The 16,090-nt window shown below is 60.8% G+C and carries 10 protein-coding genes; 7 read left to right on the top strand and 3 right to left on the bottom strand.

What is annotated here, in order from left to right:
* Positions 1–2: 2 nt before the first annotated feature.
* Together AC2S2E_RS05910 and AC2S2E_RS05905 are read right to left on the bottom strand one after the other, a co-directional pair.
* Positions 3–1,286, bottom strand: coding sequence for an outer membrane beta-barrel protein (locus tag AC2S2E_RS05910; RefSeq protein ID WP_486524088.1), 1,284 nt, complete (start codon positions 1,284–1,286; stop codon positions 3–5).
* Between the two features lie 325 nt (positions 1,287–1,611).
* Entirely contained in the window at positions 1,612–3,351 is a 1,740-nt protein-coding gene (locus tag AC2S2E_RS05905; RefSeq protein ID WP_486524086.1) for a glycoside hydrolase family 16 protein, read from the bottom strand.
* A 992-nt stretch (positions 3,352–4,343) separates the two neighbouring features.
* On the opposite strand from AC2S2E_RS05905, the gene AC2S2E_RS05900 reads away from it, so the two are divergent.
* A complete protein-coding gene (locus tag AC2S2E_RS05900) occupies positions 4,344–6,173 on the top strand; it encodes a phosphoenolpyruvate carboxykinase (GTP) (protein WP_486524085.1) in 1,830 nt (609 codons plus the stop codon).
* 231 nt (positions 6,174–6,404) lie between these two features.
* Positions 6,405–7,571 (top strand): nucleotide sugar dehydrogenase, encoded by a 1,167-nt coding sequence (locus tag AC2S2E_RS05895; RefSeq protein WP_486524083.1) that lies wholly within the window; start codon positions 6,405–6,407, stop codon positions 7,569–7,571.
* Between the two features lie 66 nt (positions 7,572–7,637).
* Here the strand turns inward: AC2S2E_RS05895 and AC2S2E_RS05890 are convergent, their stop codons facing one another.
* The gene (locus AC2S2E_RS05890; RefSeq protein ID WP_476100936.1) at positions 7,638–9,188 is read right to left on the bottom strand and encodes a phospholipase D-like domain-containing protein; all 1,551 of its coding nucleotides are present in this window, start codon (positions 9,186–9,188) and stop codon (positions 7,638–7,640) included.
* 350 nt (positions 9,189–9,538) lie between these two features.
* On the opposite strand from AC2S2E_RS05890, the gene AC2S2E_RS05885 reads away from it, so the two are divergent.
* The 5 genes from AC2S2E_RS05885 to AC2S2E_RS05865 all read left to right on the top strand — a co-directional run bounded on the left by AC2S2E_RS05885 (position 9,539) and on the right by AC2S2E_RS05865 (position 15,912).
* On the top strand, positions 9,539–10,741 hold the full coding sequence (locus tag AC2S2E_RS05885; protein ID WP_486524082.1) for a helix-turn-helix domain-containing protein: 1,203 nt from the start codon (positions 9,539–9,541) through the stop codon (positions 10,739–10,741).
* Between the two features lie 297 nt (positions 10,742–11,038).
* Positions 11,039–11,845, top strand: coding sequence for a hypothetical protein (locus AC2S2E_RS05880; protein ID WP_486524081.1), 807 nt, complete (start codon positions 11,039–11,041; stop codon positions 11,843–11,845).
* Positions 11,842–14,781: a MobF family relaxase gene (gene mobF, locus AC2S2E_RS05875; protein ID WP_486524080.1), complete on the top strand. Its 2,940-nt coding sequence runs from the start codon at positions 11,842–11,844 to the stop codon at positions 14,779–14,781. Before AC2S2E_RS05880 ends, mobF begins: the two co-directional genes overlap by 4 nt.
* A 65-nt stretch (positions 14,782–14,846) precedes the next feature.
* Positions 14,847–15,221 (top strand): antitoxin Xre/MbcA/ParS toxin-binding domain-containing protein, encoded by a 375-nt coding sequence (locus AC2S2E_RS05870; protein WP_486524079.1) that lies wholly within the window; start codon positions 14,847–14,849, stop codon positions 15,219–15,221.
* The gene (locus tag AC2S2E_RS05865) at positions 15,193–15,912 is read left to right on the top strand and encodes an RES family NAD+ phosphorylase (protein WP_486524078.1); all 720 of its coding nucleotides are present in this window, start codon (positions 15,193–15,195) and stop codon (positions 15,910–15,912) included. The genes AC2S2E_RS05870 and AC2S2E_RS05865 overlap by 29 nt, the downstream gene beginning before the upstream one ends.
* Positions 15,913–16,090 lie beyond the last annotated feature (178 nt).

The following is a 16,090-nucleotide window of genomic DNA, read 5'->3' as shown; positions in this document are numbered from 1 at the left end:
GGTCAGAGCGTCAGCACCGCCTGTATCATCACCCGGTTTTCATCAAACTGCCACTGCGGGTTTTGCGACGTCCGGCTTTGGTGCATCGCGTCCAGCGTCAGATTGAGGCGTCGGCTGACCAGATAGCGAACCTGTCCACCACCCGCGGCAACTTTGCTCTTGGGATCATTGCCCAGTGGGGTCAGGTCGGCATAGCTCCCCCGCCCCGCGATCAACAGGCGGGGTGACAATTCATGTTCGACCGACAGGCTGCCCTCGGTCACCCGTTGCCCTGCGGCATTGACCGAGGTGTTTTCATCAATCCGGCGGTCGGCCTTGATACGGACACTGGTGGAACGGCGCGGGGTCCAAACCACATCGGCGCTGAAGGCCAAACCGTTGAAGGATCGCAGGCGCGTATCGGCATAATCGACGCCCATCCAACCGGCCTTGACCATGCCGACCAGAGAATCGGTAAAGTCAAAGCGTAGCCCCGCCTCCACCCGCTTCTTGTGCGAATTGCGCAGCAGATTGTTCGTCTGCAACGCCTGGGCCACCGGCAGGCTGTATCGCGCCACCGTATAGGCGCCATTGGTGATGACCCTGACCCCTTCGGACAGGCGATAGCTGACGCTGCCCTGATAGGCGAGGAAGTCGCCGTTGCGGAATTGCTGATCGATCAGCGAACCGTCGCGGGCAATCGTATCCTGATATTCCAGCCGCGTTGCCTTGACCGCAGCGCTGACCTGAAACCGGCCAAAGCTTTGTTGCACCTTGCCCTCGGCAAAGTGGCGGTCATACATCACCGGTTTCAACGCATTGCTGGGACTGGTAAAATCGCTGCGGTCCAACGTGCCGCGCTCGCTGCTGATCACCGCGGTCACCGCCCCGGCCCGCCCGAAATCCAGCCGCCCGTCGATCACCCCGCCAAAGGTGGTCGTATCCTCCCGCCCATAACGCGCGTGCAGGTTATGTCCGGCAAACGCCTGAATATCGAAAGCGTGGCGCCCCCAATTGGAGGTCAGCATCATCTGACCATTCATGCGAGTGGTCACGTCGCTGGCCTTGTAATTGTTGTTGGCGAAGAGGTTGTCGCTCGCCTCCACCGACGTGGTCAGGCGGGGATAGAGAAAGAAGGAGCCGATGCGCCCGCCAATCGGAAAGAATTCCGGACGATAGCGCCCCATGACCGTCGCCGTGCTGGGAACGGTCAGCGTTTGCATCCGCACCTCGCTCGATTGCCCCTGCGTCACGATGGAGCGCCATTCAAGATCCGTCGATTGCGCCAAGGCGGGCGCCGAGGTCATCGCCAGCAACGCGCAAGCCCAGCCCAAGGTCGACGAAGAAACAGAATGACGAATAGATGAAGCAATATTGGGCACAGCATGGCTCCTGATTGACCCGTATAGGTTAGGTATCATTCCTAGGTCAGGTCAATAACTTGGCCGTTACAATTGCATCGGATATCATTCCAATTAACCAAAACTGCGGCCACTTTGATCGGAGCCGCCGCGCCTCGCTCTCTTTTCGACTATTTCGATGCAAAGGCCCCCAAAGGCTTTATGCCCAAAACGACTGAAGCCGCCCCGCCTTATCGGCAGAGACGGCTCCAGCCCCCGACATAACCAGTGATCAATAGAACTTGATGTCCGCAGTCATGGCCAGGTGCTGTCCATTCTTCGACAGGATGCCGATCACATAATCGATGCCCGTCACACCGTCATGGATGTCATAATATCCCAGCGAGGAATTCGACGGATCATCGGCCATCCACGTGATGGTCGAACCGGCACCAAAACCATTGAGGACCAGCACGTCATTGCCACCGGCAACCCAGCAATTGGCGCCTTCAAAGTCGGTGATGACTTTCTGAACACCGCTGCCGCCCATGGTGTCGTCCAGCGCGCTCTTCGACAGCATGAAGGTGTCATTGCCCGCGCCGCCGGTCAAAAAGCTCGATTCCGCGGTGGATTTGATGATATCCGCGCCCAGACCACCCTTGATCTCATTGGTCAGCGAACCGCCGGCCAGAGTCTGGGCGATATTGGTCAAACCCGTTTGCTCAATCGTCCCCGATGTCGCCAGCGCGGCCTGAACCTCGGCCGTGGTGGCCGTTTCGCTGATGCTATAGGCGTGGACATAGTCGATCTGCATCGTGGCCTTGTCGGGCGTCCCCACGATGCCCCCGCCCCAACCGCCGCCAACCGCCAGGTTGAGCAGCATGTACATCGGCGAATGCATATCGGCAGGTGTGGCGACCTTGGCCACGACGGCCCCGTCCAGATACCATACAAGGTCGGTCGCGGTCCAAAGCACGCCATAGGTGTGATAGTTCTGGGTCACATCGCTGACATGGACAACCGACTGAAGCGATTCGTTAAACTTGCCGTTCGCGCTGGTATGGGCGGTCATGTAAACCGTTTCGGGGTCCTTGCCCAATTGCTCCATCACGTCCAGTTCAGGCGGCCAGGTGCCATCGGCGGGCAGCAGCCAGAAGGCGGGCCACATGCCCTGCCCGGCGGGCAGCTTTGTGTTGACTTCGAAATAGCCATAGAGCTGCGAGAAGGTCGACTTGGTGGTCAGCAGGCCCGACGAATATTGCAGCCCCCAGTTTGATGCCGACTGTTCCGCCGTCAGCTTGGTTTCGGTGATGTTCAGGATGCCATTGGTGATCGAGAACGGATTGATCGGCGTCATCTTGCCGTCGGTGCCGCGCCAATTGGCATCGGTATAGACCTGGGCCTCGTCGTTCAGCGTGCGGTTGCTCTTGGCCATCGCGCCGCCGTAACCATAGGTCGTGGTCCAGGTGCCCGAAGTGCCATTGTACAGGTTCAGGCTGTTGAATTCATCGGCAAAGGTCAGCTTCAGCTTGCTGGTGTTCAGGCTGCCGGTGATATCATTGGCGGTAAAGTCGCTGATCAGATGGTTGGTCAGGGTGACTGAGTCATTGGTGCCCAGCTTGATGACCACATCGCTGCCGACTTGCACCATCTTGGCCTTGATGCTTTCGAACGAGGTCAGACCCGATCCCGAAAGGCGCAGCGTATCGACGCCGGTGGTAAAGTCGACAATCTTGTCCATGCCTTCACCCGCCTTGTGAAAGAAGGTGTCAGCGCCGGTCCCGCCGATCAGGACGTCATTGCCCAGACCACCGTCCAGCCAGTGCGTGCCACTGCTGGAGGCGATGATGTTGTCGAGAGCGTTGCCCACGCCCCAAGTGTTGGTGCCATCAAGGCGCAGGTTTTCGAAATGATCGGCCAGTTTCCAGTTCACCGTCGAGTAAACCGTGTCGACACCATCGCCCGCCGTTTCGATCGGCTTGTCCTTGGTAGTATAGACATAATAGCTGTCATCACCGGCGCCGCCAACCATAGAGGTTCCGATGCCCTTGCTACGAAAAAGGTCAGCCTTCAAAGTACCCTCTACATAAGTAACACCAGTACCAATGCTGACACCGTTAGTGGGAGTTGAGCTGGCCTTCAACAGAACACCGGCGGCATTATAAGTTGAAACGATGCTACCCATTTTCTTCATCCTTTGACTTGATGAAGTCATTTATGGGCTCAATAAATTAACGGCCAAATCCACGGAACTGGTAAATAACCGGGTGATTTGACTTTCGATTTAGGAAATTTTTCAAAAGTTAATTACGCATATCTCCGGATCGCGAAATTCACTCCATAATTCCTATGTTAATAATTTCGTTCAATCGCGCCGGCTTATCGCCACTCTGGAACAGATTTTCGCGACACAATCGGTTTCATGCCCAATGATCGGATCATTTTTTCGCGACGACGCGATTAAAAAAATTTTCCCCGCCTCAATGACGCCATCGCAAATAGTAAATCGCATTTGACGCGATTCACGGTAACCATTCCCCCGCCCGCCTTGCGATCCGCGGCCAGAAGCCGTGAACTTATCCCCAGCACAAAGAGAGGCGGCAAAGCCACATGGCGGTCGCGTCAGGCACAGCCCGCCGGCCGCCTGCGCCGCTTAAACACCGCAGACCGGAATCGAATTCGCGCCAGCGGAGGCAGGCCCAGAGAATATTGCGGACATGGCATGCCCAATCGGTGATTCGGCCAAACCCGAAATTCGCCGCCCAAAAATTATGATATGTCAGACATAAGGCGCCAATTACATGCCGCGCGCGGTGCAAATTGTCTGGGTACTTCACATGCTGCAATGCACACAGACCTGACCGCGTCAAAAATATTCGGTCATTTGCCGTTTCCTACACACTTGCCGCCGGAATCCTGTGCAAGGGGCCTCGACGAAAGCGCCTTCTGCTGATAGCGCATAGGTATGTTGTGCAGCCAAAGCATTCGAATTCACGCTTGCATTTGGCAAAGGCGAGGAACGCGATGACCCAAGACACCCTTTCCCTCGATTCGGTTATGACCGCCCCGACCCGCAATCAAAAGCTGATTGACTGGGTTGAAGAGGTCGCGGCCCTGACCCGGCCCAAGGAAATCGTGTGGTGTGATGGTTCTCAGGCCGAATGGGATCGCCTGACCTCGCAACTGGTCGATGCCGGTACGCTGGTACGTCTGGCGCAGGATAAGCGCCCCAACAGCTTTTACACCCGTTCGGACCCGCGCGACGTGGCCCGCGTGGAAAGCCGCACCTTCATTTGCTCGGAAACGCCCGAAGGCGCAGGCCCGACCAACAACTGGCGCGACCCGGCCGAAACCCGCGAAACGTTGAACGGCCTGTTTGCAGGCTGCATGGAAGGGCGCACGATGTATGTCGTACCCTTCTGCATGGGCCCGCTGGGTTCGGAAAGCAGCGTGGTGGGCGTCGAGCTGACCGACAGCGCCTATGTCGTGCTGTCCATGCGCATCATGGCGCGCATGGGTCAACCCGCTCTGGACATGCTGGGCCGCGATGGTTTCTTCGTCCCTTGCGTCCACACGGTCGGCATGCCGCTGACCGAAGGCGTCAAGGACGTGGTGTGGCCCTGCAACGATGACAAGTGGATCGTCCACTATCCCGAAACGCGCGAAATCTGGTCTTATGGTTCGGGCTATGGCGGCAACGCGCTGTTGGGCAAGAAGTGCCTTGCGCTGCGCATCGCCAGCGTGATGGCGCGCGATGATGGCTGGCTGGCCGAACATATGCTGATCCTGAAGGTCACCCCGCCGGTGGGTGATGCGCATTATGTGGCGGCCGCTTTCCCCTCGGCCTGTGGCAAGACCAATATGGCGATGCTCGAATCCACCCTGCCCGGATGGAAGGTGGAAACCATCGGCGATGACATTGCATGGATGCGCCCCGGCAAGGATGGCCGCCTCTATGCGATCAACCCCGAGGCGGGCTTCTTCGGCGTGGCGCCGGGCACCGGCCCCGACACCAACAAGAATGCCATCGACACGCTTTATGCCAATGCCATCTACACCAACACGGCGCTGACCGCCGATGGCGACGTGTGGTGGGAAGGGCTGACCAAGGACGTTCCCGAGGGCCTGATCGACTGGCAGGGCAATCCCTATGATCCGGCCAGCGGCAAGCCTGCGGCCCACCCCAACGCCCGTTTCGCGGTGCCTGCATCACAGTGCCCCTCGATTGCGGCGGAATGGGAAGATCCGGCGGGCGTGCCGATCTCGGCCTTCCTGTTCGGCGGCCGCCGCGCGACCTCGGTGCCGCTGGTGACCGAAGCATTCGACTGGAACCACGGCGTGTATCTGGCGGCCAATCTTGCCTCGGAAGGCACGGCGGCGGCGGAAAACAAGATCGGCGCGCTGCGTCGCGATCCCTTCGCCATGCTGCCCTTCTGCGGCTATGCGATGGGCGATTATTTCAAGCATTGGGTCGATATGGCCGGCAAGGTCGCCAATGGCGGCGCGAACCTGCCCAAGATCTATCTGGTCAACTGGTTCCGCAAGAGCGGCGGCAAGTTCCTGTGGCCCGGCTATGGCGACAACATCCGCGTAGTCAAGTGGGTGATCGAGCGCGCACAGGGCAAGGCGGATGCGGTGGAAAGCGTCATCGGCCTGCATCCGGTCGAAGGCGGCATCGACCTGTCGGGCCTGTCCATCACGCCGGAACAATATGCCGAACTGATGACCGTCAGCACCGACAACTGGCGTGAAGAAGCCGAAGGCAACGGCCGCGATCTGGCTGCGCTGGGCACATTGCCGCAGGCCATCCTTGACCAGCAGGCCGCGCTGGAGGCGCGTCTGGCCAAGGCCTGATGAATTCAGACATGCCCTCGTCGCCATGCGGCGGGGGCATTGCATGGATTTGACAACAATTGCGTGACGTAATTGTTATTGGACCATTTCGGCATCAAGCCATTGACGAGCCATGCTGCAAATACGAAAAGGATAGGAGTTGTCCTAGAGGCCGCGGTCGGCCTGATCCAAGATCATGTCCGCATGGCGGCCCCTCCGTTCGCGGGGTCACGATTGGCGCGAGTATCCTGAATGAAAATCGCAGTTTTTGGCCTTGGTTATGTCGGGCTGTCCAACGCTGTTCTGCTTGCTCAGCACAATGAGGTCGCCGCCGTCGATATTTCGGCCGATCGCGTTGACATGCTCAATGCACGTAAATCGCCGATTTCCGATGCCGAGCTTGAGGATTTTCTGGCCAACCGCCCGCTCAATCTGCGTGCCACACTCAGCCCGGATGAAGCGCTTGCCGGGGCCGATTATGTGATTGTGGCGACGCCCACCAATTACGATGTCGAAACGAACAAGTTCGATACATCCTCGGTCGAGGCCGTGATCAAGACCGCCATGGAACTTAATCCCAAGGCGACGATCGTGGTCAAATCCACCGTGCCGGTCGGATTTGTGGAAAGCGTGCGCGCGCGTCTGGGCACACAGCAGGTTATCTTCAGCCCCGAATTTCTACGCGAAGGGCGGGCGCTTTACGACAATCTCAACCCCTCGCGCATTATCGTGGGCGAACGTTCGGAACGCGCACGCATCTTTGCCGACCTGTTGTTGCAGGGCGCGGATAAAAAGAATGTCGAAGTCCTGTTCACCGACGCCAACGAGGCAGAGGCGATCAAGCTTTTCGCCAACACCTATCTGGCCATGCGTGTCGCCTTCTTCAACGAATTGGACAGCTATGCCATCGCGGGCGGCATGGACACGGGCCAGATCATCAATGGCATCTGCCTCGATCCGCGCATCGGGCGGCATTATAACAACCCCAGCTTTGGCTATGGCGGCTACTGCCTGCCCAAGGATACCAAGCAGCTTCTGGCCAATTATTCAGAGGTGCCGCAAAACCTGATCCGCGCGATTGTCGATGCGAACCGCACGCGCAAAGACTTTCTGGCTGACCAGATTATCGCCAAGAAGCCCAAAATGGTTGGCGTGTTCCGCCTTGTGATGAAGGCGGGTTCGGACAATTTCCGCCAATCCTCGATCCAGGGCATCATGAAGCGGGTCAAGGCCAAGGGCATCCCGGTCGTGGTTTACGAACCCTCGATGACGCAGGACGAATTCTTCGGCTCCAAGGTCTATCGCGATCTGGACGCCTTTAAGCAGGATTGCGATGTCATCATCGCCAACCGCATGACCTCGGCCATTGACGATGTGAAGGACAAGGTCTTCACCCGCGATCTGTTCGGATCGGATTGATCACCCCATGCGGTGATGGAAAATCAAATGCCCCCGGTGCCACGCGCCGGGGGTTTTCCTTGCGCGCTATGCCTTGCGCCGTTTGGGCCAGAGCGCGCCCATCACCACCCCCGCCCCCAATGCGCCCAGTGCAAAGGCGGCGGCATCCAATTCCGCATGATCGCGCCGCCAATGCGGGCGCAGGCGTTTCAGCAAGGGCTTGCGCCGCCCCAGCGGCTCGAACATTTCGCCCGGCCCTTCGGGGTCCAAAATCTTGTGATCGGCCAACCACATGCGCACCGCGTCCAGATCGGGCACCGCATAGGGCCGCAGCGACCGCCCATCCCCGCGCAAAGCCTCGATTGTCTGGATGATCGATCCGGTCTGTTCGATGCTCTGTTCGATCACCTCGACCGGACAATCCAGATGTTCGGCCAGAAGCCCATTGCGAATCCCGGCAATTGTCGCACGTTCATCATCATTGGCAGGCCTTTCGGCATCGATCACCACATCGCATTCGGTATCCAGCCGCAGCGAGCGATTGTTGAAATTGGACGATCCCACGCGCAGGATCAGATCATCCACCACCGTCACCTTGGCATGGACATAGATCGGCTGTCCCCCGGCGGTATAGGGGTGATAGAGTCGCAGGCGGCCATAGGGATCCTGCTCATGCAGCGCCTCGACCAGACGGGCGCGGGCCGAATCCATCGCAACGGGTTCCAGCCAGCCTTGCGCCGAATGCGGGTGGACGATGACGAATTCCGGCCCATCGGGTTCGGACAATCTTTTGGCGATGGCCTCGGCCACCTTGCGCGAGGCGAAATACTGGCTCTCGGCATAGACGAACCGCCGCGCCCGCGCGATCAGGTCGACATAGAGCGCCTCAATATCATAGCGCGGTTCCTGATCGGCCATTTCCGGCACGGTCAGGGCGATGCCCACCTCCACCTCGGTAAAGTCAGTTTCCCGGCCATCGGGCCAGCAATCCGCGCCATGCTGGACCGGGGCGATGCGGTCGCCGCCTGACACCTCCCACCGGTCGCGGCACATCTGGCCAAGCGCCCCCGCGACGGGGCCTTGCAACATGGTGGTCGCATCATGCCACGGACCATAGGCGCGGCCATCGGGGCGGATACGGCGAGGCTCCTCATCGGCATGATCGCGCGTATCCCATCGGTCGACCGTCATGTCGATTCCGCCGCAAAAGGCGACATCATCATCGATCACCACCACCTTTTGATGATGCGACCCGGCCGGAGGATGATGGCCATCAAGCCGCACATGGATCTGTGGATCCTTGATCCATTTGGCGATGCGCAGCAGCGTTCGCCCATGGAACAGAGTCTTGATCGCGCCCGTATCCCACCGCAGAATATAGATATTCAGCCCCGGCGTCCGTTTGACCAGCCAGCTGAGAAAGGCCCCGACGCGCACCGGCGCCCCGTCATTTTCCCCATCACCAAAGCGGATTCTTGCGTCAAAATCCCATCCGACCAGCAGGATCTGCTTGCGCGCCTTCAACATCGCGGCCCGCGCCGCCTTGAAATAATCATCGGCGTCGATGATGACCTTGGCCCGGCGGGCATGTTCAATCCGCCAGCAATTGCGGTCCGGATCGAGCAAAGTTTGGTCCATACCCCTGATAACGGGCCAAACGCGCCATCGTTCCATAGGCCATCGCGTGACCATCAGTTTGGGAAAGTGGAGCGGGTGAAGTCTGTCAGCCGGAGACATACGAAATACTTCGCATAGAGGTATAGTATGTCTTTGTCCTGTTTTGTGCAGGATATGGAATGTCGTGGCGCTTGTCGACAGTTCGTGCCGAAATGTGAGCCGCGTCGTTCGCTTTATCCTTTCATTGTCGCCAGTCATGGCGATTGGGCGGTGTCGGCCTACTTCCGTAATGCGCTGCGGAAGGTGTCGCGCCTCATCCAATCCCGTGCTTTGCGTGCTGTCCTTCCCTTGGTTTCGGTGGGAGGGCGCGCATGAGCACGACCCTTACCCATGCGGGACTGCCGGTGGGCGTGACGCGCTTCGACTTGCTGCGCCTGTTTGAGCAAGTAGCTCGCCCCGGCTTTGGCCTGTCCTCCACCGCCGTAGCGCTGGTGCGGCATTACGTCCTCAAAACGATGGATACCGACTACCTCAAGGGTCGGATCTGCGCCGTATGGACGCAGGCCTGCCGCTTTGCCGAGGCACTGGGCATCACGCCTCGCTCGATCAATTCGGCCGAGCGCGAACTTGAACGTGCTGGCTTCATCATCCGCAACGCCGGCATCAACGGCGCGCGGGCTGGAGATCGGCAGGACGGCCTCATCACTTGGGCCGCAGGGATCAACCTAGCGCCCCTGATCACCCGCTATGGCGAATTGAAGGGCAAGGCTGAGGCGCTCGACCTGCAAGCCCGCGCCATCAGTCAGTGCCGCGCCGAGATCCGCCAGTTGGGCCAGCGCATCCGCCACGCCTGCGATGACACCCTGCGCCAACGCGCCGAGGCCATTCTGCCCGGTGGCCGCACCGCCCGCATCACCAGCATCGCCCGCCTCACCGCGATCCGGGAGACCCTTGCCGCCATGCTCGACGCCATCGCCAGCGATCCCCGTGCACCAAAAACTTCCGACGCGCCGGAAGAAAACTGCGCACCCAATATACAAGACAAAAACTCACCACGAAGCTGTACCGCGCGGGGCGCGGCGCCCGACCGGATCACGCCCAGCGCCGCCGTCAGCGTCGCCACACAGGCCTATCAGGGGCTGGTCGCGGCTTTGGGAGGGGCAACATGGCCCAACCTCGTCGAGGCCTCATGGCGAAGCTGTGCCCGCCTCGGCATCGCCATGAGCACTTGGGGACGCGTCTGCCAGCATTTCGGGCGAGAACGCGCCGCGCTCTGCGTCCTGCTCATCGACCGCAACGCCGAACTGCCCGGCGACCATCGCTACAAGGCGCGATCCCCCAGCCGCAGCCTGTCCGGCATGATGCGCAAGGATCGAAGCCAGGGGTTCAACCTCACCGGGCTGTTCCGGGCTGGTCAGAGCGATCAGGTAATGGCCGATCTCAAAGGGCAGCCGTCGTCACCTGAGTCGTTTCATCCCTTCATGGAGGACATGGGCAATGGCGCGCTAGGCCTGTTTGCCAGCAGTCTCCTCGCCCGCCTTGGCGCCCAGTTCGAGGGAGGCGCGGCGCAATGATCGCACACCTGTTCCCGTGGCGGCCTATCGGCCGGGATGCTGCCCTCACAAGGGCCAGATTCTGCTCACTGGCCTCCAAGCATCCTCCTGTTGAGAGCGGCGGTGTAAGGCAAATCAGGCACACACCACGCTACCCGGTAGCAGGGGCGCCATACGGCGAAAGTCCCAGAATTCAGCCATTCTATGCCCTAGATAGGCGTCTAGGGCCGCGCAAAAAGCATGGGGTGGCGATCGGCAAACCGCCTAGACGCCGCCTAGGGCACCAAGTTTGCGTATGTTGGCCAGGCGACTGCTGACATGGCCCAGCTCAACGTTACCGTCGAAGAGCATATCCTCACCGCCGTGGATCGGCTCGCCTCGGACCGTCAGATGTCGCGGCCAGCACTGGTGCGGGCGCTGCTCGACGAAGCCCTGGCGGCTGATCTGGTAGGCAGGCCGCTGTTCGCCCAACCCGAAGCGCCGCCAGCGCCCGCGATTGATCCAGCCACCTTGATTGCGCTGACCGGGCAATTGGATAAGCTGACGAAGCGCTTGAACGCCACATTGCGAGCACATGACCAGCGCGACGAAGCGTTGATGGGGCAGCATGCGCTGAACACCGAAGCGATCAACGCGGCCCAGCGGAACCTGGCCGAACAGATCACCCTGCGCATGCGCGATGGCGTTGGCCCTTTCCGCAAGGAGATGACGGGCCTTGGCGTGGTGATCGCCGGACAGCAGGAAGCACTTGCTCAACTGCTGGTGCAGCACCGCGACGAGCTCGTCCGGTCTCAAGCCGAAAATGCGGCGCTTGCGGCGATCAGCCGGGAGCTGACGCGACTGGATCAATCGGTACGCCAGGCGCGTCCCAATGTGACGATCAAGCTGTTCGATTACAGCCGTGATTTCGAGCGCTGGGAACTGGCCGCCGGGGCAGTGATGGCCTTGTTTCTGGCATTCTTCGTCCTGGTCATGATCGCGCGGATCTTACCCGACGATTGGTTTGCCGTGCCCGTTGGCCGGGCCATGTTCGGCAACAACCAGCATGCCGCCTGCGCCTTTGCTGGCGGGAGTTACTCCGGCGATGGCTCGTGCCGCAGCGGCAATGGGAGGCTCTGGCCATGATCTCGATCGGGGTGATCGGCAATGCCTCTGGCGCCGCTGCCTACTATGCCAAGGACAACTATTATACAGGGCCAGAGGCGGAAAGCATCGGCGAATGGTTCGGCAACGGGGCTGACGCCTTGGGTCTTTCGGGGCCGGTCGCGGCCACCACTTTCGAAGCTGTGCTGGCCGGGGACTTACCCAACGGCGCGGCGATCAAAGCGCCGTCGGGCGCCGAGCACCGGGCGGGGCTCGATCTGGTGTTTTCGGCGCCGAAATCTGTGTCATTGCTGGCTCTGGTTGGCGATGATCGCCGGTTGATCACCGCGCTGGAAGATAGCGTCAGGGCGACGCTGGGCTGGATCGAAGCCAATCTGATCGAGGCGCGCAGGTTTGATCCCATCTCTGGGGCGCAAGTGCCGGAGCGGACCGGCCATATGGTCGCAGCGACCTTTACCCATGACCTGTCGCGTAACCGCGATCCGCAACTGCATGTGCACAGTGTTCTGGCCAACGCCACCTTGCGTCCTGACGGTGCATGGCGGGCGCTGAGGAATGACCCGCTCTACGATCAGCAAGCGACGATTGCAGCCGTTCACAATGCCGATCTGCGCGCACGGGTCGAGGCCTTGGGCTATCGCACCCGGCCCGCCGAAATCGGCCGCCATGGCCAGTTCGAGATCGAGGGTGTGAGTCGCGAGGCAATCCGGGCGTTTTCGACACGCAGCGCGGAGATCGATGCCGTGCTGGAAGCCGCCGGGAGGTCCGGCAGCAGCGCCGAGCGCGAACTCGCAGCCTTGGCTACGCGCAACACCAAGGATGCCGGGGCAACGCGCGAGAGTGATCGAGCTGAGTGGGCCGAGCGGGCAAATGCGATCGGCTTTGAACCCAAGGCGCTGGTGGAAGCCGCCATGGCGCAGGCCGAACGGGGCCAGACGCTATGGACGCAGATCGTGCAGCAGGTGCGAGGCGTGGCGGCCAAGGGGCAGGCGATTGTGGAAGCGATGGGCTTGTCCCCGCAAGAACGCGATCCCCTTGTGCCGGAACGGGCGGGGTCTTTGACGCCAGAACAGTTCGCCGCCGCACAGGCTGTTGCAGCCGGTGTGCGGCATATCAGCCAGACCGAAGCCGGTTTCAGTCGGTTCGAACTGATCCGCGCCAGCCTCAATTTGGGTGGGCCGATCAAGGTCAGCGATATCGAGGCTCGGGCGGACCTGCTTCACGGCAAGGGCCTGTTGCTGGCGGATGCCGATGGTGTGATGATGACTACGCGAGGTGCCATCGCTCTTGAACAACAGGTGCTTGATCTGGCGCGAGCTGGCCAAGGTCAGGGTACGGTTCTGGTCGCCCGACATGCCGGGGCGGCGGTGCAGCAAGAGGCGCGCGAGCTGGGCTTGCGCCGCTTGTCGCCAAAGCAGGAAGCAGCCGCCGCACTGATCCTGTCGTCGAAAGATCGCGTCGTGGGCGTGCAGGGTGTGGCGGGCGCGGGTAAGTCGACCATGTTGCAGCCGGTGACGCGCATTGCCGAGGCGCAGGGGCGCAATGTCGTGGCGCTGGCGGTCGGTGCGCAGATCGCCCAGCAACTGGGGAAAGATTTAGGCGTACCGTCAAACTCGGTCACTGGCTTCCTCTATCGCCATCAGGCGCTGCTAATCGATGATGGATTGCCAGACCTCAAGGAGCGGTCGATCCATGAGCTGTCCGGCTCGCTGATCATTGTCGATGAAGCCTCGACCTTGAGTTCGCGCCAGGCTGCGGATCTGATGCGGATTGCCCATACCGCGGGCGCCGCGCGGCTCGCGATGGTCGGCGACACCCGCCAATATGGCGCAGTCGAAGCGGGCAAGCCGTTTACCGATTTGCAGAAAGCCGGCCTGGCGACCGCCGAACTGACCGACAATGTACGCGCGCGTTCCGACATGATGCGCAGCCTCGCGCCGGTTCTCGATGCCGGCGACATGGCTGGGGCGTTCCGTATCCTGGAGCCCGTCACGCACGAGGTCCCGCGCGGCAATGCGGCGGCGCATGCCGTGGCGCTCTGGGCGCAGCTACCGCGCGAGGAGCGCGAGGCCACGCTGATCCTGACATCTGGCCGTGCCTTGCGCGCCGAAGCCAATCGCGAAGCGCAGGCCTTGCTGAAATCCCTCGGCGAAATCGGGCAGCATGGCCAGCGCCTCACCGTGCTCGACCGGGTAAACCTTAGCCGCGAGGAAGCGCGCACCATTGCGCCCTATCGCGAGGGCCTTGTCGTCCAGATCCGCACCGACATGCCGCGCCAGGGCCTGACCCGTGGCATGATCGGCACGATCACCAGCGTGACGCCGACGCAAGTCGAACTGCGGCGGGGCAACAGCACATGGACTCTGCGCCCTGATCGTCTGGCGCGCAACCTCAAGGAGGATGCGATCGGCCTGTTTGAGCGGCGGGACATTGAACTGCACGAGCGCGATCGCATCCGCTTCACGGCGAACAATCCCAAGCATGGCGTGCTCAATGCCCAGACGGCGACGGTCGAGGCCATCTCTGCCGATAGGATTGTGCTGAAACTGGCCGAAGATCGGCGGCTTGAACTTCCTCTCAGCGATCCCGCCTTGAAGCGGATCGACCTTGGCTATGCCATCAACACCTATGCAGCGCAGGGCGTGACTACGACGCACGGCATTGTCGTGATGGACAGCCGCGAAAAGATGCTCTCCTCCTCGCGGACCCTCAGCGTGGCATTGACCCGCATTGCCGATCAGCCGACGCTGGTCCTCGATAGCGCCGAGCGGCTGGAGCGTGCGGTGGGGCGGCATGATGCGGGGAAAACCTCGGCGCTGGATATCTACCGCGTCATGACAGCCGCCAAGGAGGAACCGAAAATCGAGCGGAAGGAACTCCAGAAGGAAATGACGAGGGAACCCAGCATCGACAAGGAAGTCGGGGCGCGAGCGCGGGATTGGGATTTTGGAATGTAGAACCATAACGGGTCTGGTCATTTGATTGGATACGGTATATATCTTTCATATGAAAGGATGCTGCCATGCCTGCACTCGTCAACCCGCAGCCTGATCGCGCCAGCGCGCTGAGCGCCGCCATCGTGCGCATCGCCGAGTTCTGGTCGTTGAGCAACGCCAAGCTGGGCGCCATCCTCGGCCTTTCGGCCCCCACGGTTTCGCGCCTGAAACGCGGCACCACCGAGCTCGATCCCGCCTCCAAATCCTTCGAAGCCGGCCAATTCCTGTTGCGGCTGTTCCGCAGCCTGGATGCTTTGCTGGGTAGCGACGATGCAGCGGCCAAGCGATGGCTTGAAACGCCCAATCTCGACCTTGGCGGGAAACCGATCGAAAAGCTCGATACCATGCGCGGCTTGATCGAACTGTGTGATTATGTGGACTTCTACCGCGCTCGCGTCTGAGCACCGGCCGTATCGCGGCAAGGTCTGGCGTCTGGTGGAGGGGCAGCATCGCATCTCCACCAACCGCCTCGCCAGCGACAGCGCCACCCAGGCCTTGCTGGAGGAACTTGCCGAGGACGTGAAGCCTCAGGTGCCGGAAGCCGCGCAGCACCTCCATTTCCTGCTCGCCACGCCCTTCCGCTATGGTCACCGCAGCGCCAGTCGCTTTCGCCATGCCGACGAGCGACCGGGCATTTTCTATGCCGCCGAGGCAGAAGTCACCGCTATCGGGGAGACAGCCTATTGGTCGTTGCGCTTCTTCAGCCGCTCACCGGGCTTCGTGCCGCCGACCACCACGGTGGAATATACCAGCTTCCATGTGCGCGTGGCGACGGATCGGGCTTTGGACCTCACGCAGCCGCCATTCGCGGAGAGGGAGACGGACTGGACGGCGCCGGATGATTACACCGCCTGCCAAGCCTTGGCGAGCGAGGCGCGGAAGGTGGATACAGCGTTGATCCGAACGCTGTCGGTGCGCGCTGAGGGTGGTCGGTGCAATGTGGTGGTGTTTGATCCAGCGGCTTTCGTCGACGCCGCGCCAGTGATCCACCGGACTTGGCATTTTCGGCATCAAGGTGGTCGGCTATTGGTGCTGGGGGCATTTCCGTCGACGGAACGGCATGAGTTTTCGGTAGCACGGTTTGGTCTGTGAATGACCGAGACTAGGGCTAAAAGACCGTTCCTTCGCGTAGTGTTTGGCGGCAGTTTTTGCCAATTACCGACACTCAGCGAGTGCCTGATCAGGCTAATATATCACCCGATGCCGCCGACACGCCACAAACGGTCATTCAACTTGACTGCTCCGGAGTTCCCGCTTTGACCAATCGCCT

It is taken from the genome of Novosphingobium sp. 550D (genome assembly GCF_057401885.1).
This window is presented reverse-complemented; position numbering and strand designations above follow the sequence as displayed.

Excerpts from the sequence above, each read along its gene's own strand:
- AC2S2E_RS05910 (WP_486524088.1), bottom strand. The coding sequence starts at position 1,286 with ATGACCTCGGCGCCCGCCTTGGCGCAATCGACGGATCTTGAATGGCGC.
- AC2S2E_RS05905 (WP_486524086.1), bottom strand. The coding sequence starts at position 3,351 with ATGGTTGGCGGCGCCGGTGATGACAGCTATTATGTCTATACTACCAAG.
- AC2S2E_RS05900 (WP_486524085.1), top strand. The coding sequence starts at position 4,344 with ATGACCCAAGACACCCTTTCCCTCGATTCGGTTATGACCGCCCCGACC.
- AC2S2E_RS05895 (WP_486524083.1), top strand. The coding sequence starts at position 6,405 with ATGAAAATCGCAGTTTTTGGCCTTGGTTATGTCGGGCTGTCCAACGCT.
- AC2S2E_RS05890 (WP_476100936.1), bottom strand. The coding sequence starts at position 9,188 with ATGGACCAAACTTTGCTCGATCCGGACCGCAATTGCTGGCGGATTGAA.
- AC2S2E_RS05885 (WP_486524082.1), top strand. The coding sequence starts at position 9,539 with ATGAGCACGACCCTTACCCATGCGGGACTGCCGGTGGGCGTGACGCGC.
- AC2S2E_RS05880 (WP_486524081.1), top strand. The coding sequence starts at position 11,039 with ATGGCCCAGCTCAACGTTACCGTCGAAGAGCATATCCTCACCGCCGTG.
- mobF (WP_486524080.1), top strand. The coding sequence starts at position 11,842 with ATGATCTCGATCGGGGTGATCGGCAATGCCTCTGGCGCCGCTGCCTAC.
- AC2S2E_RS05870 (WP_486524079.1), top strand. The coding sequence starts at position 14,847 with ATGCCTGCACTCGTCAACCCGCAGCCTGATCGCGCCAGCGCGCTGAGC.
- AC2S2E_RS05865 (WP_486524078.1), top strand. The coding sequence starts at position 15,193 with ATGTGGACTTCTACCGCGCTCGCGTCTGAGCACCGGCCGTATCGCGGC.